The 22992-nt window shown below is 71.8% G+C and carries 17 protein-coding genes; 9 read left to right on the top strand and 8 right to left on the bottom strand.

The window, feature by feature from the left end; all coding sequences use genetic code 11:
* Positions 1-44 precede the first annotated feature (44 nt).
* The 4 genes from ACZ5DC_RS03830 to ACZ5DC_RS03815 all read right to left on the bottom strand — a co-directional run bounded on the left by ACZ5DC_RS03830 (position 45) and on the right by ACZ5DC_RS03815 (position 3875).
* Positions 45-1004 carry a trans-aconitate methyltransferase gene (locus ACZ5DC_RS03830; protein WP_468649924.1) on the bottom strand — a complete coding sequence of 320 codons (960 nt, stop codon included), beginning with the start codon at positions 1002-1004 and terminating at the stop codon, positions 45-47.
* 200 nt (positions 1005-1204) lie between these two features.
* Entirely contained in the window at positions 1205-2383 is a 1179-nt protein-coding gene (locus ACZ5DC_RS03825; RefSeq protein ID WP_468649049.1) for a glycosyltransferase family 4 protein, read from the bottom strand.
* The gene (locus ACZ5DC_RS03820) at positions 2380-2778 is read right to left on the bottom strand and encodes a 6-pyruvoyl trahydropterin synthase family protein (RefSeq protein ID WP_468649047.1); all 399 of its coding nucleotides are present in this window, start codon (positions 2776-2778) and stop codon (positions 2380-2382) included. Before ACZ5DC_RS03820 ends, ACZ5DC_RS03825 begins: the two co-directional genes overlap by 4 nt.
* A gap of 113 nt (positions 2779-2891) precedes the next feature.
* Entirely contained in the window at positions 2892-3875 is a 984-nt protein-coding gene (locus ACZ5DC_RS03815; protein WP_468649045.1) for a zinc-dependent alcohol dehydrogenase, read from the bottom strand.
* 107 nt (positions 3876-3982) lie between these two features.
* On the opposite strand from ACZ5DC_RS03815, the gene ACZ5DC_RS03810 reads away from it, so the two are divergent.
* The 3 genes from ACZ5DC_RS03810 (at position 3983) to ACZ5DC_RS03800 (ending at position 8699) form a co-directional block, all read left to right on the top strand.
* On the top strand, positions 3983-4747 hold the full coding sequence (locus ACZ5DC_RS03810; protein ID WP_468649043.1) for a CDP-alcohol phosphatidyltransferase family protein: 765 nt from the start codon (positions 3983-3985) through the stop codon (positions 4745-4747).
* Between the two features lie 441 nt (positions 4748-5188).
* Complete coding sequence (locus ACZ5DC_RS03805; protein WP_468649041.1) at positions 5189-8032, top strand: ABC transporter substrate-binding protein; 2844 nt, start codon at positions 5189-5191, stop codon at positions 8030-8032.
* Between the two features lie 64 nt (positions 8033-8096).
* Positions 8097-8699, top strand: coding sequence for an HD domain-containing protein (locus ACZ5DC_RS03800; RefSeq protein WP_468649039.1), 603 nt, complete (start codon positions 8097-8099; stop codon positions 8697-8699).
* Positions 8700-8781: 82 nt separating this feature from the next.
* On the opposite strand, the gene ACZ5DC_RS03795 is transcribed toward ACZ5DC_RS03800, so the two are convergent.
* Entirely contained in the window at positions 8782-9351 is a 570-nt protein-coding gene (locus ACZ5DC_RS03795) for a hypothetical protein (RefSeq protein WP_468649037.1), read from the bottom strand.
* A 32-nt stretch (positions 9352-9383) separates the two neighbouring features.
* Positions 9384-10610, bottom strand: a complete 1227-nt coding sequence (locus tag ACZ5DC_RS03790) for a DNA sulfur modification protein DndB (protein ID WP_468649035.1) — start codon at positions 10608-10610, stop codon at positions 9384-9386.
* A gap of 265 nt (positions 10611-10875) precedes the next feature.
* On the opposite strand from ACZ5DC_RS03790, the gene ACZ5DC_RS03785 reads away from it, so the two are divergent.
* The 4 genes from ACZ5DC_RS03785 (at position 10876) to ACZ5DC_RS03770 (ending at position 19609) form a co-directional block, all read left to right on the top strand.
* Positions 10876-13062: an N-6 DNA methylase gene (locus ACZ5DC_RS03785; protein ID WP_468649033.1), complete on the top strand. Its 2187-nt coding sequence runs from the start codon at positions 10876-10878 to the stop codon at positions 13060-13062.
* 105 nt (positions 13063-13167) lie between these two features.
* The gene (locus ACZ5DC_RS03780) at positions 13168-15159 is read left to right on the top strand and encodes a type I restriction-modification system subunit M (RefSeq protein WP_468649031.1); all 1992 of its coding nucleotides are present in this window, start codon (positions 13168-13170) and stop codon (positions 15157-15159) included.
* Positions 15156-16430 (top strand): restriction endonuclease subunit S, encoded by a 1275-nt coding sequence (locus ACZ5DC_RS03775; RefSeq protein ID WP_468649028.1) that lies wholly within the window; start codon positions 15156-15158, stop codon positions 16428-16430. Before ACZ5DC_RS03780 ends, ACZ5DC_RS03775 begins: the two co-directional genes overlap by 4 nt.
* Positions 16427-19609, top strand: coding sequence for a type I restriction endonuclease subunit R (locus ACZ5DC_RS03770; RefSeq protein WP_468649026.1), 3183 nt, complete (start codon positions 16427-16429; stop codon positions 19607-19609). Before ACZ5DC_RS03775 ends, ACZ5DC_RS03770 begins: the two co-directional genes overlap by 4 nt.
* Before the next feature lie 44 nt (positions 19610-19653).
* Here ACZ5DC_RS03770 and ACZ5DC_RS03765 read toward each other — a convergent pair whose 3' ends face one another.
* A complete protein-coding gene (locus tag ACZ5DC_RS03765; protein ID WP_468649024.1) occupies positions 19654-19836 on the bottom strand; it encodes a DUF397 domain-containing protein in 183 nt (60 codons plus the stop codon).
* Positions 19833-20681 (bottom strand): helix-turn-helix domain-containing protein, encoded by an 849-nt coding sequence (locus tag ACZ5DC_RS03760; RefSeq protein ID WP_468649022.1) that lies wholly within the window; start codon positions 20679-20681, stop codon positions 19833-19835. The genes ACZ5DC_RS03765 and ACZ5DC_RS03760 overlap by 4 nt, the downstream gene beginning before the upstream one ends.
* A 127-nt stretch (positions 20682-20808) precedes the next feature.
* Between ACZ5DC_RS03760 and ACZ5DC_RS03755 the strand changes: the two genes are divergently transcribed.
* Together ACZ5DC_RS03755 and ACZ5DC_RS03750 are read left to right on the top strand one after the other, a co-directional pair.
* On the top strand, positions 20809-21261 hold the full coding sequence (locus tag ACZ5DC_RS03755; protein WP_468649020.1) for an ATP-binding protein: 453 nt from the start codon (positions 20809-20811) through the stop codon (positions 21259-21261).
* A gap of 119 nt (positions 21262-21380) precedes the next feature.
* On the top strand, positions 21381-22985 hold the full coding sequence (locus tag ACZ5DC_RS03750; protein ID WP_468649018.1) for a serine/threonine-protein kinase: 1605 nt from the start codon (positions 21381-21383) through the stop codon (positions 22983-22985).
* The last annotated feature ends 7 nt before the right edge of the window (positions 22986-22992 follow it).

Here is a 22992-nt window from a genome sequence, read left to right as displayed (position 1 = left end):
CTCCCCGGCCGGCGCCCTCGTGCCCGTCGCCGTCGTCCGCCCGCTCACGCCGCCGCGCCCCTCGGCCGGGGCAGGGCCAGCAGGTCGGTGTGGTGGACGGTGACCCGCAGCGCGCCGGCCGCGCAGTCGGCGAGCCGGGCGTTCAGGTACGCCTCGGCCCGCTCGCCGAGTTCCGGCCGCTGTTCTACGGCCGCGCCCACCCAGCCGCGCAGCCACTGCCCGGTCAGTGCGGCCTCCTCGGCGCCGAGCCGCCACGGGCTCGCGTGCACCCGGACCGTGGCCCCGCGCGCGGCGAACGCCTCGCAGGCCACGGTGACCGCGTCCGGGCCGAGGAGCCCGGCGCGCCGCTGGTGGGCGTTGAACGCCTCGGCGATCTCGGTGTCCAGCGGGTCCTGGGGGGCCAGTTCGACGCGTCCGGCGACGGAGAGGGTGAGCAGCGCCGGACAGCCGGCACCCGTGCAGGCGTCCGCCAGGGACTCGATCTCCTCCCGGGTGAGCACGTCGAGCAACGCGGACGCGGTCACCAGCGAGGCCCCGCTCAGCACGTCCGGGGTGAGCCGGGCGACGTCACCGCGCCGGGTCTCGACCGTGACGCGGCTGCCGTCGGCGGCGGCGCGCGGGGAGGCGGCGGCGGCGAAGTGCAGCAGGTAGGGGTCGCGGTCGTGCAGGATCCAGTGCTGGGCGCCGTCGAGCCGGGGTGCGAGCCAGCGGCCCATCGAGCCGGTGCCGCAGCCCAGGTCGTGCACGACGAGTCCGCCGGAGCGGCCCGGCAGACCGGCAAGCCGCATCCGCAGCGGGTCGAGCAGTTCCCGCGCGCGGGCCGCGGCGTCGGCGCCTTCGCGCAGTCTCAGCCACTCGGGCGCGTACCGCGGGGGCTCCTCCGGGTCGCCGTCCCGCAGCCGTACGGTGGCCTGCTCACCCGGGCCGGCCACGGGCCCGGCACCGGCGATGACCGGACCGGCGGCGCTGGGCGCCCCCTCCCCGGCGCGCCCTTGCGCGTCCACCTGCGTGCCCACGGTCTCCACGCCCGGTACCTCCTCGCTCCGCGCACGCGCGGCTTCCCGTACGAACTGCCCGGCCCGGGGTCCGGGCCGAACCGGGACCAGGCCGTCTGCACCCGGTCGGACGGCCACGTCACCGTCCCCCGGTCCCCTCGTCTCCGCGCGGACCGGCGCTCTCTCCCCGCCCGCGTCCCGGTGCCCGTTCACGCCGTCCTCCGCGGTGGTTCCGGGAGGCGGCCGAGGACCGCCGCGAGGCTGCGGGCGGTGGCGGCCCAGCCGTCGAGGGCGGCGCGGCGGCCGCGGGCGGCGGCCTTGAGGCGGCGGCGCACGTCGGGTTCGCCGAACCAGCCGCGCAGTTCGGCGGCGAGCGCCGCGGGGTCCTCCGGCGGGACGAGGATGCCGGGCACCCCGCCGTCCGGTGCGCGGCCGACCGCCTCGGGCAGTCCGCCGACGTCGGTGGCGAGGACGGGGATGCCCCGGGCGAGGGCCTCGGTGACCGCCATGCCGTAGGTCTCGGCGTAGGAGGTGAGGACCATCAGGTCGGCTGCGGCGTAGGAGGCGTCGAGGTCGGCGCCGGAGCGGGGGCCGGTGAGGCGCAGGCGGTCGGTGAGGCCGTACCCGTCGATCAGCTCCCGCAGGCGGGCCACGTACGCGGGGTCGTGGCCGAGGCCGCCGACGCACTCGCAGGTCCACGGCAGGTCCCGGACCGCCGCGAGCGCCTCCACCAGCCGGTGCTGCCCCTTGCGCGGGGTCACGGCGGCCACGCACAGCAGCCGGGAGACGCCGTCGGTGCCGGGGGCGAGGGGCGCGATGTCGGCGCCGGGCGCGGCCACGTGCACCCGGTCGGGGGCGAGTCCGTGGTGGGAGACGAGCCGGCGGACCGCCCAGTCGCTGGTGGCGATGACCGCGGGGACCGCCCGCAGCACCGTCCGCTCGCGCGCGTCCAGGCCGGCGGCGACGGCCGGGTCCAGGCCGGTCTCGTCACCGAGGGGGAGGTGGACGAGGACCGCGAGGCGCAGGCGCCGTGCCTCGGGGACGACGGTCTCCGGCACTCCGCAGGCGACCAGGCCGTCCAGGAGGACGACGGAGTCGTCCGGGAGGCTCCGGAGCGTGCGGGCGAGCGCGTCGCGGGCGGCGGCGTCCGGGCGCGGCCAGGTGCCGGGCACGGCGTGCCCGGTGACCTGCCAGCCGAAGCCGGGCAGGTCCAGGCAGACCCGGCGGTCGTAGGCGTTGCCGCCGCTGGGCGCGGCCGGGTCGTCGACGCCGCCCGGCATCACGAAGTGCACACTGCGCAGGGACATGGGGATGATTCCGGCGTTCGGGGCGGCGGGCTGCGCGGGCACGTACGTGAGGCGGGCCCGCTCCACGGTCAGGTCGGTCACAGGCCACGCTCGTAACTCGCCCAGGCGATGTGCGACTCGTGGAGCGTGACGGTGATCCCGGCGAGGCCCTTGGCGCCCTCGCCGAGCGCGCCCTTCGCGATCCGCTCGGCGAGCCGGTCGGCGATGACCCTGGCCAGGAACTCGGTGGAGGTGTTGACGCCGGCGAACTCGGGTTCGTCGTCCAGGTTGCGGTAGTTCAGCTCCGCGGTGATGGTGCGCAGTTCCCGCGTAGCCAGGCCGATGTCGACCACGATGTTGTCCTCGTCCAGCTGCTCTCGGCGGAACGTCGCGTCCACGAGGAACGTGGCGCCGTGCAGGCGCTGCGCGGGTCCGAAGACCTCGCCGTGGAAGCTGTGGGCGATCATGATGTGATCGCGGACGGTGATGCTGAACAACGGACGACCCTCCAGGTGCGGCGCGTCTGGTCCCCCGCCCTGCCCGCCGGGGGTGCCGTGTAGTACGGCTCCCCGCCGCCCCCTGTTCAGCCGTCGCTCACTCTTTTCTCAGGTCAGGCCGTCCCCGTGTACCTGACCCGGTGGCACAGGGCGGGGATCTCACCGGACACCAGCCTGGGCATCACGTCCGGGAGTTCCTCGAAGGCGCTCTCCCCGGTGATGAGCGCGTCCAGCGCCGGGTCGGCGAGCAGGTCCAGGGCGAGCGCCATCCGGTCGGCGTAGGTGCGGCCGGAGCGGGCGGCCGGGGAGACGGTGCCGACCTGGCTGCCGCGCACGGTGAGCCGGCGGGAGTGGAAGGCCTCGCCGAGCGGCAGGGTCACGCGCCGGTCGCCGTACCAGCTCAGTTCCACGACCGTGCCCTCGGGGGCGAGGAGTTGCAGGGCCCGGGTGAGGCCGGCCTCGGTGGCGCTGGCGTGGACGACGAGGTCGCAGTCGCCGAGGGCGTCGGCCGGTGCGGCGAAGTCGACGCCGAGGGCCTCGGCGGTGGCGGCGCGGGCCGGGTCGGCGTCGACCAGTTGGAGGCGGACGCCCGGGAAGCGGGCGAGCAGCGCGGCGACCGAGCAGCCGACCATGCCGCCGCCGACGACCGCGATCCGGTCGCCGAGCAGCGGGGTGGCGTCCCACACGGCGTTGACGGCGGTCTCGACCGTCCCGGCGAGCACGGCCCGCCCGGCGGGCACCCGCTCGGGCACCACGGTGACGGCGCTCGCCGGAACGACGTAACGGCTCTGGTGCGGGTAGAGGCAGAAGACGGTACGGCCGGTCAGTGCGGCCGGGCCCGCCTCGACCACGCCGACGCTGAGGTAGCCGTACTTCACCGGTGCCGGGAAGTCGCCCTCCTGGAACGGCGCCCGCATCACGGTGTGCTGGCTCTGCGGCACACCGCCCCGGAAGACGAGGGTCTCCGTGCCCCGGCTGACTCCGGAGTACAGCGCCCGTACCAGGACCTCGTCCTCGCCGGGCTCCGCGAGGCTGACGTCGCGCAGCTCTCCGTGGCCGGGCGAGCGGAGCCAGAACGCGCGGGCCGAACGGTTCATCGGCATCCTCCTGAACGATCGGGAAGTTGTTCACGTACCGAGTTGTGCACAGGCCGCGCACAGTACGCGGCGTTGATCGTCTCTGTCACTCGGCCGGAGGATGCGCGGTGGCCCTGAACAACACGTACGACGCGAGGCTCCAGCAGGAGACCGCTCTGGGAGCGGGAGCGCAGATCCTGCTGCTGGCCCTGCTCGGCCCGGCGATCGGCATGGGGCCGGTGGGCTGGCTGACGGGGCTCGCCTTCGCGTTCGCCACCTGGGCGGTCCTCTCCCGCGCCGTGCACCGCTCCCGGCTGCGCTCCTTCGGCCCCGCCAACCGGGTCACGCTGGGCCGGGCCACCCTGGTCGGCGGGGTGACCGCGCTGGTCGCGGACTCCTTCGAGAGCGCGCCGCCGGTGACGCTGCTGGTCGCGCTGACCGCCGTGGCCCTGCTGCTGGACGGCGTGGACGGCAAGGTCGCCCGCCGCACCGGCACCTCCTCCGCGCTCGGGGCGCGCTTCGACATGGAGGTCGACGCGTTCCTCATCCTGGTGCTGAGCGTGTACGTGTCCACGCAGCTCGGCCCGTGGGTCCTGCTGATCGGCGGCATGCGGTACGCGTTCGTCGCCGCGGCCCGGCTCGCGCCGTGGCTGACGGCCCCGCTGCCGCCGTCGTTCGCCCGCAAGACCGTGGCGGCGATCCAGGGCGTCTGCCTTCTGGTCGCGGGCGCGCGGCTGCTGCCGGCCGCGGCCAGCCTCGCCGTCGTCCTGCTGGCGCTGGGTTCGCTGGTGTGGTCCTTCGGGCGGGACGTGCTGTGGCTGTGGCGCACCTCGCGGACCACTCGTCCGGCACCGACGCGCCCGGCACGGGAACTGGTCCCGTCGGGCCGCTGAGGGGCGGGGCCGCGGAGTGCCGGTGCCGCGGAGTGCCCGTGCCGCGGAGGACCGGTGCCGCGGAGTGCCGGTGCCGCTGAGGACCGGCGACGCTGACGGCCGACGCCGGCCGAGACCACCGGTCTTCCCCGATCCCCACGACTCCCCGGGCCTCCCCCGACGTGCCCCGGGTACGCCCCCCGCCCAGGCACGCGCCCGCTCCCTCCTCCGCAGGACAGCGGCTCCTGATCCCCCGTAAGGAAGCGCACGTCCCCCCTCGCTGAAGACGCACCGCGACCCCCACCGCGCCACCGCCGCGCAGCGCTCCGCCGGGAGCGGTTGTCACTGCCGGGCGATATCCTCAAGAGCGCTTGTGACACATGTGTCTTCAGACCACGGGGGGTGTCCATGCAAGGTCGTGACCACGGCTTCCCACAGGACTGCCCGGGTGATCACCCGGGCATGTCGACCGAGGCCGGAATAGACGTCCAGCGGCAACTGGAGTCCCTGATCCAGGACTTCCGGACCGGTGACCGCCCGATGCCGGTCATCGTGCTGCACGCCGAGGACCCCGCGGACGACGACCGCGTGACCGAACTCGTCGACGAGCTGCGCGAGGGGCAGCAGCGCCACGGGACGCGCCTGGCCGTCGCCCCGACCGAGCCGCAGCCGGGGGACGTCGACCCCCTGGCCAGGGCCACACGGCTGCTGTGGGACCTCGGCGACTGGCGGAAGTGGGGCGGCCGGTCCGCCGCCTACCGGCCCTACTCCTTTCCGCGCCTCAACCTCGTCCGCGCCCTCCAGGAGGCCACCGACGCCCCGGAGATGCGCGAGCACTGGCCGACCGCCCCCGCCGGCACGCCGGACGGCAACGCGCAGCGGGAGCAGGCCCAGACCCACCTGCTGCGCATCCTGGCCCGGCAGCGCTGGCGGCCCCGCAGGCCCTCCCGCTGGCACCGGCAGTTACTCCTCAACGACGTGCAGCAGTTCCTGCCCATGGGCATCCTGGGCGCGTTCACCGCACTGCTCACCCGCCCCGAGTGGTACGTCGCCGCTCTGGCGGGCATCGGGCTGATGATCCTGCTCGCCGGCCTGAACCACGTGCCCGGACGCGCTCCCCTCTTCCTGTGGCTGCGCAGGGAGAGCCGGTGGTTCCTGACCACGACGTTCCTCCAGTCCGCCGCCCGCCGCCGGTCGACCAGCGTGCGGCTGCTGCGGCCCGTCAACTCCTGGAGGGCGATAGCCGCCCGCGCCTACGACGTGGCCGAGGCGATGCGGGAGGGCGGCCCGTTCCCACTCCAGCTGTACGTGCTGGCCCTGTTCGAGGACCTGCGGGACAACCACCGGCGCGGCAGCTGGGACCTTCGGGGGCTCAAGCGGACGCGTCCGCCGGTGCTGTTCCTGCGCCGGATCAGCCGGGAGAACGGCGGCGTCGAACTGGTCAGGGCCGTCAGTGACGTGCGCAGCCGGCGCAGCGAGCTGGACCCGCTGCTGATCGTGGCGGGCGTGGCGACGGGCGACGCGGCACTGCTCGACCGCGGCACGGACGCGGAGCCGCCGGCCGGCCGGCCGCAGCCCCCGCGCTGGCGCCTCGAGCAGCGGTTGCGGCACTGGTACGACGAGTGGGCGGGGAACCTCCGGGCCGACCAGTCGCCGAGCCGGACCAACGCCCTGCCCTGGGTGCTCAGGGTGCCGCTGCCGCGCGACGAGCTGGTGCAGCTGCGGCAGACGGAGTGGCGGTGCGTGCGGGCCAGGCACCGCCCGCCCCTCGCCCGCGTGGTGTGGTCGGCGTACAGCCTGGCCCTCGTCCTCGTCCTCGTCGGCACCGCGGGTGTCGTCCACTCCCTCGAACTGCACCGTGCGTACTGCTCGGCGGGTCTGGTGAGCGCCGACCGCGACACCGTACGGCGTCCCGCGCCCGGCGGCGGGACGGAGTGCGTCGGCATAGCCACCGGGGACGTCCGCTTCGGCGCGTACCTCACGGGCGGGGCCGACGGGGACGGCAGGCGGATGCGTGAGCTGGAGGACCTGGTGCGCGCCGAGAACGCCGACGTGCTGCACCACCCCGGCACGTACGTCACCGTGGTGTACGCGGGACCGCTGAGCTCCTCCGCGACGGACTCCTCCCTCGTCAAGGGCGCCGAGGAGCTGGCCGGCGTGTACCTCGCCCAGCGCGTGGTCAACGAGAACTACACGGTGAAGCTCCGGGTGCTGCTCGCCAACGCGGGTGTGGACATGGGGCAGCAGCGGGTGGCGGCGGACGCGATCGCCCGGTACGCCGACCGCGACCCGACCGTCGTCGGTGTGGTCGGCTTCGGACGTGACCTGCAGAGCAGCACCTACGTCACGCGCCGGCTGCACGCGGTGGGACTGCCCATCGTCTCCGGCACCAACTCGGCGACCTACCTGCCGAAGCAGTTCTCCAACTGGTTCAGCCTCGCGGCCCCCGACGAGCACCAGGCGGAGGCGCTCGGCTTCGTCGCCCGGCAGCTGCGCGCCCGGCAGAAGGACCCGTACGCGCTGGTGCTGGCCCGCGACACCAAGGACTCGCAGGACCGCTACACCGGCGAACAGGCGGCCTACGGCGGGAAGATGCTGCTCAAGGAGCGGTTCCGGATGCTGCCCGAGCAGCGCTACCGGGTGGCGAACGGCAAGCCCGAACTGCGGCAGCGCGCGGAGAGCATCTGCCGGGCGGGGAACGTCCCCTCGGTGATCTACTTCGCCGGACGGGTCGAGGACATCGGTCCGCTGATGACCCAGCTGGGCACCGAACCGGGCTGCGCGGACCGGGAGATCTCCATCCTCACCGGCGACGACCTGAGCAAGGCCAGGTTCTCCGGCACGGGCGGCCGTGACGGCGTGGCCCCGCGGATCACGCTCTACCACACCGCCCTGGCCGAGCTGAAGGAGGCGGCGTCCGCCACCGCCTTCTACCAGGAGGCCGCCAAGTACCTCCCCTGGCTGGAGGGCAAGGAGGTCACGTACGACTCCACCGACTTCGCCAGCGGCCAGACGGCCCTCTCCCACGACGCCACCCGTGCGCTCTACTGGGCGGCCAGCCTCGGCGACGTGCGCCAGAGCCGCGCGGCGACCTGGGTGAACCTCAGGGGCGTGAAGCTCGACGGGATGGCCACCGGCACGATCGACTTCACCGACGCGCCGCTGTACGGCGAACGGCGCGGCCACAGCATCGTGATCAAACGGGTCCGCAGGACCCCTCGGGGCACCTCGGAGACGGAGGTGCTGTGCAGCAGACCGGCCGGCAGCACCAGGCCGCTCAGTGTGAAGGAGTGCTCGATCGGCTGACCGGAACCGGCCCGGGGCGGGAGGGCCGTACGCCCCCCTCCCCGGCGGTTGTTACGCTCACCGGATGAGCATTCCGGGACCCGACGAGATCCGTGCGCTGCACGAGAAGTACGCGCCCACCGCCGAGGCGTTCGCCCTCGTCCACACGCACTGCGAGATCGTCTGGAGCGTCGCCCGGCAGCTCCTGTCCGCCCCGCGCCTGAGCCACCTCGACGCCGGCCTGGTCCGCGCCGGCTGCCTCCTCCACGACATCGGCGTCTACCGTCTCTACGACGCCGACGGACGGCTGGACCACGCGCGGTACATCCGGCACGGACTGCTCGGCCACGAGATCCTGGAGCAGGAGGGCTTCCCCGAGCCGCTGCGCCGGTTCTGCTCCCACCACACCGGAGTCGGCCTCACCCGGCATGACATCCTCAGCCAGGGCCTCCCGCTGCCTCCCGCCGACTACCTGGCGGTGACGGAGGAGGAGCGGCTGGTGATGTACGCGGACAAGTTCCACAGCAAGTCCCGCCCGTCGGCGTTCCTCACCGCCGACGAGTACGCCACCCACGTCCGCCGCTTCGGCGAGGACAAGGTCGCGGCGTTCCAAGCCCTGCGGACGGAGTTCGGCGACCCGGACCTCTCGGGGCCGGTGCCGTGCGGGGGTACGGCGGCCGGCCGCTGACCGCGGAGCGCCGGACGGCGGCCCTGTTCACGGCGGAGTACGGTTCCTCGGCCGCCCGCCCCATTGCCGCACAGGCACGGGTTCAGCCGACCCTCTTCCACTCCTGACACCGGTTCGTCTTGAAGTACTCCCCCCTGTTGAGCGTGACCCGCCCCGGCCCCTCCAGGTTGTTGTTGGCGATGATCGAACCGAACTCGCCGCTGGCGTCCTTGGCGCGCTCCCAGTAGCAGCCGAAGCCGCCGTCCGGCCCGGCCGTCTTGTAGGTGCCGGCCGCGATGTCCTCGCCGACGAGGTACTCGCCCTCGCCGGAGAAGCTGGTCGCCGGTCCGGGTGCCTTGGTCTTCTTCGGCCTGGCGGTGACCGTCTCGGTGACGGTGGGAGCCGGCTTCGAACGGGCCGCATCGGCCGTCTCGGTCACGGTGACCGTCGGCCGGGGACCGGCCGCGGGCTCGACGGTCTTCTTCCCCGAGTCCGCCGCGTTGCCGCTGTTGCCGATGCCGACTCCGATGAACAGGGAGACCAGAGCGACCGCCCCGTACTTGAGCCATCGTCTGCTGCCGCGAACCGGCTTGACGGGGCCGGTGGGCGCACCGTTGCCGAAGGGGCCCTGCTGTCCGGGGTGGGGCGGCGGGGAAGGCTGCTGGAAGGTCATGGCTGTACTCCGTTCCGTGGGGTGTGCGGTGGTCAGAGGCCGCGGATCTTGCGGCCCGCCTCGGTCGCGGGGTACAGGATCGCGTCGGCGACCCGGCCACCGGAGTCCTTGACGCCGCCGCTGAAGTTGAGGCGGCCGGAGGTGCCGGTCTTGGCGGCGACCCCGTCCCAGTACTTCGCCTCCCGCTCCCAGCGGATGCCGTCGAGGAGACGGCCGAGGGCGTCCGCGTGGAAGGCGGAGGCCGGGTCGCTCCACGGCATGGTGTGGTGGGTGGCGATGCCGATCCCGGCGAGGACGGCGGGCGCGGTGATGGCGCTGCGTTCGGTGAAGTCGCGGGCGTGGCGGGCGACGAGCCGGCCGAGGGCCGGTACGACGGCGGCCTCCACGTCCTCGGGGCGGGTACCGGCCGGCAGTTCGTCCTCGTGCACCGACTCGGCGGACCGCTGGAGCCCGTTCCGCCCGTAGATCGCGGTGACGACGAGGGCGCGCAGCGCGGAGAGGGTGACGACTTCGCCGTCGGTCGCGGACACCTGCCGCTTGCTGGCGTTCACGAGCCGCGCGAAGGGCACGCGCTGCCCGTGGGCGTCGACCTTGACCGAGTCGGCGACCGCGTGCGCGAGCCGGGTGCCGAAGTCGCGCTGGTCCATGGACATGGCGAGGTTCTTGGCGACGGCCACGCCCTCGACGTTGCGGTCGTAGAAGATCTGCCGCGCATCGGCGGGCGCGAGGTCGACGTACAGCTCGAACGGCAGGCGGACCTGGGCGAGTTCCGGGTACGTCAGGCCGTACGCCTCGGGGTCGTCGTAGAGGTCGTGCCAGGCGGTGGTCTGGGTCTCGCCGTCGATGGCGACGACCATCGTGCCCGGCGCGACGGTGAGGGTGCGCAGGCCGCTGCCGGGGACGAGTTCGTCGCTGAGCGCGGCGAGCGGTCCGGCGTGCCACAGGGTGACCGGGGGCGTGGACCAGGCGGCGCCCAGCTCGCCCTTGAGGCCGGCGGCGATGTACTCGGCATACGGGCCGACGTTCTTGCCCTTCTGCGAGGACTTCAGCGTGCGCTGCACGGTGGCCCGCAGCTCGGCGTGCCGGCGCACCAGCCCGGAGGCGGCCTTGAGCCGGCGCGGATCCTCCCCGGCGCGCGGCGAGGGCACGAGCTGGACGAGCGTCGGCACGGACATGGTCCCGACGACGGCGTCCGCGCGGAACGGCATGACGGTGAGCTGGGTTCCCTCGACGACGGCGGTCGGCATGGTGAGGCGCATGGGTCTCCCCCCGGAGTGCTTCGAGACGGGCGCGAACGGCGCCCGCGGCGCTGATGCGCGGTGTGGTGACGAGTGGTGGGCGGCGCGAGAACGGGCGCGGCACGGGACGCCGCTGCGGGCTCCGGCGGGCCCACCGGGCGGCGGCTTCCGGTGGAAGCATGGCCAGATAAGCATGACGATGAAAGCACTGTCAAACACGTTGACAGATTTGACGCCTGCTGTAGCTTGTTTACATCCGCCGACCGAGAGGCCCAGGTCTTCCGACATGCCCCAGCCATCCGCCCAGGTGACCGCCGCGGAGATCTCCCGCATCGCGGGGGTCACGCGCGCCACGGTCAGCAACTGGCGTCGCCGGCACGAGGACTTCCCGGCGCCGTCCGGCGGCACGGAGAGCAGCCCGCTGTACGACCTGGAGGCGGTACGCGCCTGGCTCGCCTCGCGCGGGCAGGCCTCGGCCGCCAGTCCGTCGGACGAACTGCGCACCACCTTGCGCATCCACACCTGGGAGAGCGCCGGCGGCACGTCCGACCTGCTGCTCCTCGTCCTGGGCGCGGCACGCCACACGCCCGAGGAGCTGACGGCGGCCGCGCGGCTGCCGGACGCGGACCTCGTCGCCCACGCCGAGCGGGACGCCGCGTCGGTCGCCGGAGCCGTGCCGGGCGGCGACACCGTCCACCTCGGGGCGATCGACGCGGCCGTACTGCGCGCCCTGTACTTGTGTGTACGCGACGAGGGCGCGCAGGCCGCGGTGGGCGTGCTGGCGACTCGCGAGCTGGAGGACAGCGCCGTGACCGGCGCCTACCGGACGCCCGAGCCGCTCGCCGACCTCCTCGCCCGCCTGATCCCGGGCACTCCTGCACGCGTGCTCGACCCGGCCTGCGGCAGCGGCAGCCTGCTCGCAGCCGCCGGGCGCCTGGGCGCACGCGAGCTGTACGGCCAGGACGTGCTCACCGTGCAGGCCCGCCGCACCGCGGTGACCTTGATGCTCGCGGAGCCCCGGGCCGAGGTCACCGTCCGCGCCGGCGACACCCTCCGCGCGGACGCCTTCCCCGGCCTGCTCGCCGACGCGGTGCTGTGCAACCCGCCGTTCGGTATCCGGGACTGGGGGCACGACGAACTCGCCTACGACCCGCGCTGGGCGTACGGGGTTCCGGCCCGCGCCGACTCGGAACTCGCCTGGGTGCAGCACGCGCTCGCCCACCTGGAACCGGGCGGGTACGCGGCGGTGATCCTGCCGCCGGCGGTCGCGGGACGCGCGTCCGGGCGGCGCGTGAGGGCGGAGCTGGTCCGCAGCGGCGCACTGCGCGCGGTGATCGCCCTGCCGGCCGGCGCGGCGGTGCCGCTGCACATCGGGCTCCAGATCTGGATGCTGCAGCGGCCCGAACCGGGCGGCGCGGAACGCAAGTCCCTGCTGTTCGTCGACACGGCGGAGGCGTCGGCCCCGGTGGCCGCGTCCCCCCGCACCAGAAGCGGCGGCCGCTCGGCCTCCCTGGACTGGGCGGCGATCGGCGAGCGGGCCGTCGGCGCGTGGCAGGCGTTCCTCGCGGACCCGGACGCGTTCGAGGGCGAGCCCGGGATCGCCCGGGCGGTCGGCGTGGTCGATCTGCTGGACGATCTGGTGGATCTCACCCCGGCGCGCCTCGTTCAGGCGTCGCGGGCCGCGATCGACCCGGCCCAGCTGGCCGAGGAGACCGAGGCCGCTCGCCGGAACCTCGTCGAGGCCGCCCGGGCCCTGGGTGAGGCAGCCGGTTACGAGGACTGGCGCGCGACCGGCCCCGCGGCTCGCGAGTGGCGTACGGCGACGGCGTCCGACCTGGCGCGCGGTGGCGCGCTGACGCTGCTGCGGACGCTGCCGGAGGGCGCGCGGGGCCGCGGGGGCGACGGCGACCGAGGCGACCACGGCGGAGAACTCGCCGCACGGCCGGTGCTGACCGCCTCGGACCTCTCGGCCGGCTCGGGCCCGACCGGCGACTCGGCCGACCTGCGCGCTGAGTCCACGCCGGTGATCGAGGCCGGTGACGTGTTGGTACGGGCGGTGGCGAGCGGATCGGGCCCGGCGGCACGGGTGGCCGGAGAGGAGGACGCCGGTGCGCTGCTCGGCCGGCACGTCCACCTCTTCCGGCCCGACCCGGCCCGCCTGGACGCGTGGTTCCTCGCCGGGTTCCTGGGTGCGGAGGAGAACATCGCGAGCGCGTCCACGGGCAGCACCGTCCGCCATGTCAGTCCGGGCCGGTTGCGGGTACCGCTGCTGCCGCTGGAGGAGCAGCGGCGGTACGGCGAGGCGTTCCGGCGCGTGTACGAGCTGCGGGCGGAGGCCCAGCGTGCGACGCGGCTGGCGGAGGAGACAGCCCGGCTGCTGTCGGGCGGGCTCACCGGCGGCCAGCTGCTCCCGGCACGGGACGCGGAGCCCGAAGGGGCAATACGCGTCCGGAGTGGCGATTCGCCCCGCTAGGCACGCGCGCCTCCACACATAGACCACAATCGTCGGACCGTCCCGGCCGCTCAGCCGGCCCGGACGGTGAGGTTGGGACATTTCGGAAGGAATCCGGGGATCCACTTGAACAGCAGTAAGCACACGGAGTTGGCGAACCACGCGTGGTCCGTCGCCGACCTCCTGCGGGGGGACTACAAGCAGTCCGACTACGGCAAGGTCATCCTGCCGTTCACGGTGCTGCGCCGTCTGGAGTGCGTGCTGGAGCCGACCCGCGACAAGGTCGCGGAGATCGCGGAGCAGCACAAGGACAGCGACATCGACCCGGACCGCTTCCTGCGCCGGGCCTCGGGCCACTCCTTCTACAACCGCTCCCGCCTCACCCTGAAGAAGATCGCCGCGGACCCGCAGAACGCGGCGAAGAACCTCACGGTGTACGTGGGGGCCTTCTCGGACAACGCCCGGGGCGTGCTGGATCGCTTCGAGTTCGCCCAGCAGATCAAGCGGCTGGACAGCGCAGGGTTGCTCTACCAGGTCATCGGCAAGTTCACCGACCTGGACCTGCGCCCCGAGGTCGTGCCCAACCACAACATGGGCTACATCTTCGAGGAGCTGATCCGCCGCTTCGCCGAGCAGTCCAACGAGACGGCCGGTGAGCACTTCACCCCGCGCGAGGTCATCCAGCTGATGGTGCGGCTGCTGGTCGCCCCGGACGGCGACGCGCTGCACCTGCCGGGCGCGGTCCGCACGGTGCTCGACCCGGCCTGCGGCACGGGCGGCATGCTCTCCGCGATGGACGACCTGATCAAGGACCTGAACCCGGACGCCACGGTGGAGGTGTACGGGCAGGAGCTCAACCCCGAGTCGTGGGCGATCTGCCGGTCCGACCTGATGATCAAGGGCCAGGACCCGGAGAACATCGCCTTCGGCAACTCCTTCTCCGACGACGGCCACGCCCGCAAGACCTTCGACTACATGCTGGCCAATCCGCCATTCGGTGTGGACTGGAAGAAAGTCAAGGAGGAGGTCGAGCACGAGCACAAGGCGCTCGGCGAGGCCGGCCGCTTCGGCGCGGGGCTGCCGCGCATCAACGACGGCTCGCTGCTGTTCCTCCAGCACATGATCGACAAGATGAAGCCGGTGGACGTGAACGGCGGGGGCGGCTCGCGCATCGCGATCGTCTTCAACGGCTCGCCCCTCTTCACGGGCGCGGCCGGCTCGGGCGAGTCGGAGATCCGCCGCTGGATCCTGGAGAACGACTGGCTGGAGGGCATCGTCGCCCTGCCGGACCAGCTGTTCTACAACACCGGCATCTCGACGTACTTCTGGATCCTGACCAACCGCAAGAGCCCCGGCTACAAGGGCAAGGTCGTCCTGCTGGACGCGCGGGACCAGTGGCAGAAGATGCGGAAGTCGCTGGGCGACAAGCGCAAGGAGCTGGGCAAGGAGCACATCGCCGAGGTGGTCAAGCTGTACGGCGAGGCCCTGGCGGTGGCGGGGGACGCGGAACACCCCCTCCACGGCAAGGTGAAGGTCTTCTGGAACGAGGACTTCGGGTACCAGCGGATCACGGTGGAGCGCCCCCTGAAGCTGCGCTTCGAGATCACACAGGAGACGCTGGCGGCGCTGGAGGCGTCCAAGGCCATCCAGAAGCTCCCGCAGGCCCCGGCCCTGGTGGACGCGTTCAAGTCCTTGATGGGGTCGAGCTGGGGCACGAAGCAGGATGCCTGGCTCGCACTGAAGGACGCGGTGGTGCAGGCTGGCGGGACGTGGCCCACGGGGGCGCCGTTCAACAAGGCACTGCGGGAAGTCGTCGGCGTGCGGGACCCGGAGGGCGAGGTCCAGCGCGTCAAGGGCGAGCCGGAGTCGGACGCGGAGCTGCGGGACTACGAGAACGTGCCGCTTGGCGAGGACGTCGAGGAGTACCTGGCGCGGGAGGTCCACCCGCACGTGCCGGATGCGTGGATCGACCACAGCAAGACGAAGATCGGGTACGAGATTCCGTTCACGCGACATTTCTACGCGTACGAGCCGCCGCGGCCGTTGGCGGAGATCGACGCGGAGCTGAAGGCGTTGGAGGCAGAGATTCAGGGGCTTCTCCGGGAGGTGACGGAGTGACGTTCGCGAAGGCGCAGCTGAAGCGCCTCGTTGATCCCGCAAGACCGATCACTTACGGGATCGTGCAGGCTGGCCCTGATACTCCGGACGGCATCCCCTACATCCGCCCGGCGGACATGACACCGCACAGCGGCATCGCGCCTTCGGTGTCCCTGCTCCGCACCACGCCCGAGATCGCGGCCGCATATCGGCGTTCGACCGTCGTTGAGGGAGACGTCGTGGTCTCGATCGGCCCCTCCTACGGAAAAGTCATGGTGGTCACCGACGCCTTGTCGGGCGCCAACCTGACTCAGGGAACGGCACGAGTGGCACCTGCTGCACACGTGCAAAATCGCTTTCTGTATTGGGCACTCCAGGGTTCTGAGGCGCGCCAGCACTGGGACTCCTGCGTCGGTGGTGCTACCTTCCGCGCGCTCAACCTCGAGCCGTTGGGCCGTACCCCAATGCCACTGGTGCCGCTGGACGAGCAGCGCCGTATCGCCGACTTCCTCGACGCCGAGACCACTCGCATCGAAGCATTGGCTGCCATGCGTGAGCACCTGGTATCACTCCTGGAGGAGCGAATGATGGCGAGTTGGTCGGAGGTAATTGATCAGGACGCTCGGGACAGCACTTGGTCCCCGGTCCGAAGGTTCATCACTGCGATCACTGACGGCCCTTTCGGTAGCGCTCTCACCAGCAGCCACTACTCCGATGAAGGCGCTCGCGTCATCAGGCTCGGAAACTTGGGCCGGGCAGAGTTTCGCGACCGCGACCCCGCTTACATTCCGATGGAATACTTCACTCAGCTCCGGCGACATGAAGCGTTGCCGGGAGACCTGATTGTGGCGGGTTTGGGTGACCAGAACCACCCACTGGGTCGGGCATGCGTGGTTCCGGACGAAATCGGTCCTGCGATGGTCAAGGCTGACTGTTTTCGTCTGCGCCTCGACCAAAGGCGGGTTCTGCACGAGTACGCCGCATGGGCTATGAGTTCCCAACGGGTCGCAGATCAGGTGACCCTGCTTGCTCGGGGTTCTACGCGCGCGCGGATCAACCTGGAAGTGGCCCGCGACATTCCCATCCCGGTTCCACCCCTCGAAAGACAGCGCCGATCCGTCGCCGCCCTGAAGGAGCTCCGTTCTTCGACTCGTGCCATCACGACTCGTTGCCGCCGGCAGTTGGACATACTCGCCGAACGCCGCCAAGCCCTCATCACCGCCGCCGTAACCGGCCAGTTCGACGTATCCACCGCCAGCGGCCGCAACGTCACCGAAGGAGTCTCCGTATGAGCCCCGTGCACGACGAGTCCTCCTTCGGGTCTGCCATCGTCGCCGCTCTCTGCGAGCGCGGCTGGCGTGAGGCGAACCCCGCGGACTATCAGGCCGACCTCGGGCTCGACACCGACGAGCTGTACGAGTTCATCCGCGAGACCCAGCCCGACGAGTGGGACGAGCTGCTCACCGTCTACGGGGGCAACCCCAACGAGGCACAGCGCGGGTTCGCGCAGCGGCTTGACCGGGCCATCGCCGACGACGGGCTGCTCCACGTCCTCCGCAACGGCGTCAAGGACCGCGGTGTCCGCCTCCGCGTCGCCTACTTCAGGCCCAACCTGATCTCCGCCGATTCCGTCCTGGACGGCTACCGCGCCAACCGCCTCACCGTCGTCCGGGAACTCCGCTACGCCACCAAGCAGGCCGACTGGGGGAACGAACTCGACCTGACCCTCTTCCTCAACGGCATCCCCGTCGCCACGGCCGAGCTGAAGAACCCGCTCACCGGGCAGGGCGTGGAGCGGGCCAAGGAGCAGTACCGGACCGACCGCGACCCCACCGAGCTGATCTTCACGCGGCGGGTCATCGCGAACTTCGCCGTCGACCCGGACCTGGTCTTCGTCACCACGCAACTGCGCGGCAAGAGCACCCGGTTCCTGCCGTTCAACACCGGATCGAACGGCGCCGGCCAGCCGGGTGGAGCCGGGAACCCGGCGCCCACGGCCCACGGCACGTACGCCACCTCGTACCTGTGGGAACAGGTCTGGGAGCGGGACAACTGGCTCGACCTGCTCCAGCGCTTCGTGCACCAGCAGAAGCACAAGACGCCCGGCGGCGGCACCACCAAGTCGACCATCTTCCCCCGCTTCCACCAGTGGGACGTGGTCCGCAAGCTCACCGCGCACGCGTCCGTCCACGGCGCCGGCCAGAACTACCTGATCATGGCCTCCGCCGGGTCCGGCAAGTCGAACACCATCGGCTGGCTGGCCCACCGCCTCAGTGACCTGCACGCCCGCCGCGATCCCGCCGTCCTGCGGCCCGACGCCCTCGCCGACGGCCGTATCAAGCCGGGTGAGCCCGTCTTCGACAAGGTCATCGTCATCACCGACCGCCGCGCACTGGACGCCCAGCTCTCGGCGACCGTCGGCAGCTTCTCGCAGACGGACGGCCTGGTCGTGAAGGTGGACGAGAAGCACGGCGCCAAGAGCGAGCAGCTCGCCCGCGCCCTCTCCCGTGACACCGGCAAGATCGTCACCGTCACGCTGCACTCGTTCCCGGCACTACTGGACTACATCAAGCGCAACCCCACCAAGATCGAGGGCACGCGCTTCGCGATCATCGTGGACGAGGCGCACTCCTCCCAGTCCGGCGACGCCGCCACGGCCGTCAAGGCCGCCCTCCGCGACCTCGGCCTGGACGCCGACTCGGACGACGAGGGCGCGATCACGGTCACCGTGGACGACAAGCTGAAGGCGAAGGCGGTCGAACGCTCCCGCGCGGCCAACCTCTCCTACTTCGCCTTCACCGCAACGCCCAAGGCGAAGACGCTCGAACTCTTCGGCACGGAAGGCGTCGAGAACGGCAAGACCGTCTACCGGCCCTTCCACACCTACTCCATGCGCCAGGCCATCGAGGAAGGCTTCATCCTCGACCCGCTGCGCAACTACGTCACGTACAACACCTACTGGAAGCTGGTGAACCAGAACCCGGACGAGAAGGAGGTCGACCCCTCGAAGGCGAACTCCCTCCTCGCCCGGTTCGCGCTCACCCACGAGCACACCGTCTCCCAGCACGCCCAGGTGATCGTCGAGCACTTCGTCGCCCACACGCGCGGCCGGCTCGGCGGACGGGCCAAGGCCATGGTGGTCACGGCGTCCCGCCACTCCGCCGTACAGATGGCCCGCGCCATCCGCAGCTACATCGCCGACCGCGGTTACGACACCAAGTACCCGGACCTCGGTGTCCTGGTCGCCTTCTCCGGGTCCCTCACCATCGACGGCGAGGAGACCACCGAGAGCAAGGAGAACGGCGGTCTCCCCGAGAGCGCGTTGCCGAAGGCGTTCGGCTACACCCGCGCCGACGACAAGGCCGCGAAGGCCGGCGGCAAGGGGCAGCAGGAGTACCGCATTCTGGTCGTCGCCGAGAAGTACCAGACCGGCTTCGACCAGCCGCTGCTGACGACCATGTACGTCAACAAGACACTGACCGGCATCGCGGCCGTGCAGACCCTCTCCCGCCTCAACCGCACCGCCGAGCGCAAGACGCAGGCCGACCTCGCCGTCCTCGACTTCGTCAACGAGGCCGAGGACATCCAGGACGCCTTCCGTCCGTACTTCGAGGAGGCGCACACCCTGCCCTCCGACCCGAACCTCCTCTACTCGGCCCAGAGCCGCGTCATGTCCGCGCCGGTCATCTCCGAGCAGGACATGGACGAGTTCGTCGCCGCGTACTTCGAGGCGCAGGAGAAGGCGGCCGGCTCCCAGTCCAAGTGGGAGAAGCTGCACGCCGAGCTGTACCGGCTCCTGTCCCCCGCCGTCACCCGCTTCACCGCCCTCCTGGAGAGCGAGGAAGAGGACGACGTCGAGACCGCGGAGGACTTCCGCGCCAACCTCACCGACTACGTCCGCAAGTACGGCTTCCTCGCGCAGATCGTGCCGTACCACGACGCCGAGCTGGAGCGCCTGTACCTCTACGGGCGTTACCTCCTCAACCGGCTCCCCCGCCTCGCGGACGGTGGAGTCGACATAGGCGAGGTGGACCTGAGTCACCTGCGCGTCGAGAAGACCGGCGAGCACGACGTGTCCCTCAACCCCGAGGGCGCGGCCGAGCTCAAGGGCTTCGGTGACGGGGTGGGCGGCGGCAAGGATGCCGACAAGTCACTGCTGTCGGAGCTGATCGAGAAGTTCAACGCCAAGTTCGGCACGGAGTTCACCGAGGAGGACGTCCTCCCAGCCTTCAACGCCACCAAGGAGGACCCGAAGGTCCGGGCCGCCGCCCTCGTCAACGACGAGGAGAACTTCGGCATCGTCTTCGACAAGAAGTTCGAGGAGAACATGATGGACCATGTCTCCACGATCGACACCCTCGGCAAGCGGTACTTCGGCACGGACCGCGACTTCAAATCCAACCTCGACCGCAGTGCGCGCCGCGCGGCCTGGCGGATGATCCGCCGGGAGGAGGGGCTGGAGGACATCTGACACGGTCGGGGCCCGGTGCGACGCAGGTACCGGGCCCTGCCGGTTCAGCGCCGGGCGGCCATCCGTATGAAGCCGTCCCACGCCTCGGTCCCGAAAGACAGCTTGCCCTCTGCGGGACGCTTGGAGTCACGGACCCACACGGCTCCGTCCGCCTCGGCGATCTCGATGCACTCGCCGCCCTCCGCGCCGCTGTAGCTGCTCTTGCGCCACGACTCGCCGGTGTTCATAGCTCTCCCAGCACCTTCTCTACGAATCCCAGGGACTCTCGCGGAGTGAGAGCCTGGCTGCGGATGATCCCATAGCGTGCTGAGACAGACCGTACCTCGTCCCGGTCGGTCACCAGGATGCTGCGCCCCTGCACTTCCAGGTACACGATCTGGTCTCCCTTCCTCGGTGTGATCAACGTGAAGGGCCCGTCCACACCGGCGTTGTCCTCACTGTCGTTCGGCACCACCTGGATCTCGACATTGCGCTTGTGCCCGACCAGCAGGATGTTTTCGAGCACCCCGCGAAGGACCGGCTTGCCGCCGAACGGCTTGCGGAGCACCGCTTCCTCGATGGCGAAGCTCACGAGGGGCGCCGGCCAGCGGTTGAAGATCTCTTGGCGTGCCAGTCGTGCCGCCACGCGCTGCTCGATGGTGTCCTCGTCCAGCAACGGGCGCCGCATGGCGAGCAGAGCACGCGTGTACTCCTCGGTCTGGAGAAGCCCCGGCACTGCCTGCACCGCGTAGAGGAGAAGCTCCTGCGCGTCCGCCTCCAGCCGTGCCGCATCCCGGAAGAACGCCGGATACTGAGCCCGCCCCACCTCCTCCTTCAGTGCCGTCAACACGCCACCGGCACCCAGCACCTCGTCCGCCTTCTCGATGAACCGAGCCTGCGGAATCCGCCTCCCCTGCTCGATGGAGGCCACCGTGTCAGCCGAGTACCCGACCCGCTTGCCGAACTCGGCCCGTTCCAGCCCCGCCCGCACCCGCAGCAGCTTCAACTGCCGCCCGAACGCGGTCACCACGCCCGTCCCCGGCTCGTCCTCCGGCCGCTCCTGCCGCCGCTCCGGCTCCTCGTCCCTCGCCATCGTCACCGCTCCGCCGCCTCTCCCCCGCGTACCGCCACGTACGGCGCCCGCGCCCGCCCCGTACGAAGACCCGGCGTCAGCGCGTCACCACTGGTCACGCTATGCCACAGGAGGCCACGGTGAGTGCATGACCGCAGCACAATCACCCCTCGCGGTGCACCAGTTCACGATGCGCTTCAGTTCGACACCGCGCGGCGCCCGCCTGGCCCGGCGGCTGTGCGGAACCCGGCTCGACGCCTGGGGCATCCCGTACGGCAGCGACGCGCATGACATCCTCACCCTCGTCACGGCGGAACTGTGTGCCAACGCCGTCCGGCACGGGCACGTGGCCGGCCGCGACTTCCGCGTCTGCCTCACCGCCGATCCGGCCACCGGCACCGTACGCATCGCGGTCACCGACACCCGCGGCGAACGCCTCCCCCGCCTGCCCGACCCCGCACCGGAGAACGAACCGTGCGACAGTGGGCGCGGACTCCTCCTTGTCGAGGCCCTGGCCGACCGATGGGGTTGGACTCCTCGCGCCGACGGCGGCCCCGGCAAGACCGTGTGGGCCGAACTCACCGCCCCGCGCCTGACCTGATCACGTAGGAACCCGCCACCTGGCTGGACGCGCGAAACCCGCACCCGCGAAACTGAGTGCCGAGCACATCCAAGAGCGAGGAAGACGTCGGACACTCGACGGGGCGGGGCGGGGACCAGGTGCCGGACGCTGGACGGATCGCGGGACGCTACGAGCTGCTGGAGCAGTTCGGCCACGGCGGCATGGGGGACGTCTGGCGCGGCTACGACGCCGTTCTGGACCGGCCGGTCGCCGTGAAGCTGATCCGCCCGCAGGCCGTGACGTCACCGCACGCGGCGGAGGAGTTCGAGAAGCGGTTCCGGCGCGAGGCACGGATCACCGCGCGGATCCAGCACCCGGGCGTGCCACAGGTGTACGACGCGGTCCTCGACGAGTCGTACGAGCAGTTGTTCCTGGTGATGGAGCTGGTCGACGGCGTGCCGCTGACCGCGTACGTGCACCCGGACCGGCCGCTCCCCGTGAGCTGGGCGGTGGCCGTGGCGGCGCAGGTGGCGACCGTGCTGTCGTACGCGCACGACGTGCCCGTGGTGCACCGCGACCTGAAGCCGGGGAACGTCCTCGTCGCGCGGGACGGCACGGTGAAGGTGCTGGACTTCGGCATCGCGGCCATGCTGCGGACGGACGTCACCAAGCTGACCGCGACGGGCAGCCCCATCGGCACGCACCAGTACATGGCGCCGGAACAGGTGCGCGGCGGCCGGGTCACACCGCGCACCGATCTGTACGCGCTGGGCTGCCTCGTGCACGAACTGCTCTGTGGGCGCCCGCTGTTCACCGGGGACAGCGAGTTCCAGCTGATGATGCAGCACGTCAACGCGGCGCCGACGCCCCTGCGGCAGCTGCGTGCCGACGTACCCCAGGCCCTGGAGGAGCTGGTCCTCGACCTGCTTCGCAAGGCGCCCGAGGCACGTCCGGCGGACGTGCAGGAGGTGTACGAGCGGCTGCGGCCGTTCCTGCCCGCGCCGGGAGAGGAGTCGGCGTCGGAGGATGTGGGGCCCGCCGGGGCGCCCGATCCGACCGGGATCTTCCGCCGCCCCTACGCCCCCCGTTCCCGCGCCGGCAGCGGGAGCGTGCGGCCCGGTGCCGCCGCCGGACCGGGCGCACCGCCGGTCGTACCGGCGGCCGAGCGGGAGGCGCTGCGTGAGCAGATCCGCGAAGTCCACGAGCACTACCTCGCCCTGATGGAGGAGGAGCGGTACGCACAGGCCGCCGAGGTGGTGGACGAGCTGATCGGGCCGGCCGCCCGCGCCCTCGGCTCGGACAACAAGGCGGTGCTGCGGCTGCGCACGTGGCGGGTGGTCAGCCGTCAGCTGGCGGGGGACCACCGGGCCGCGCTGCCCGAGTTCGAGGCGCTCGCCGACGCCTTCGCCCGGGTCAGCGGACCGAGCAGCGAGGACGCGCTGAACAGCCGTGCCCAGGCGGCCCGCTGCCGTGGCGAACTAGGCCAGGTGACCGAGGCGCTGGCCGGACTGAACGACGTCCTCGACGTCGTCCGCGCCGTCGACGGCGACGTGAGCGAGAACGCGGTGGAACTGCGCCGGGACATCGGCATGCTGCTGCTCGCTCAGGGCCGGACGGCGGACGCCTTCGACGTCCTGGACCCGCTGCACGCGGACCTGTGCCTGGTGTTCGGCCCGGACGACGAACTGACCGCCGAAGTGGCCGAGACCCTGGCCGTGATCCGTCTGGATCTCGACGGCGATGGGCCCGGTGTGCCTTCCTGACCTGGCC

It is taken from the genome of Streptomyces sp. NPDC031445 (assembly GCF_055581365.1).
The sequence above is the reverse complement of the archived record's forward strand: the minus strand, read 5'-3'. Positions and strand labels throughout refer to the sequence as shown.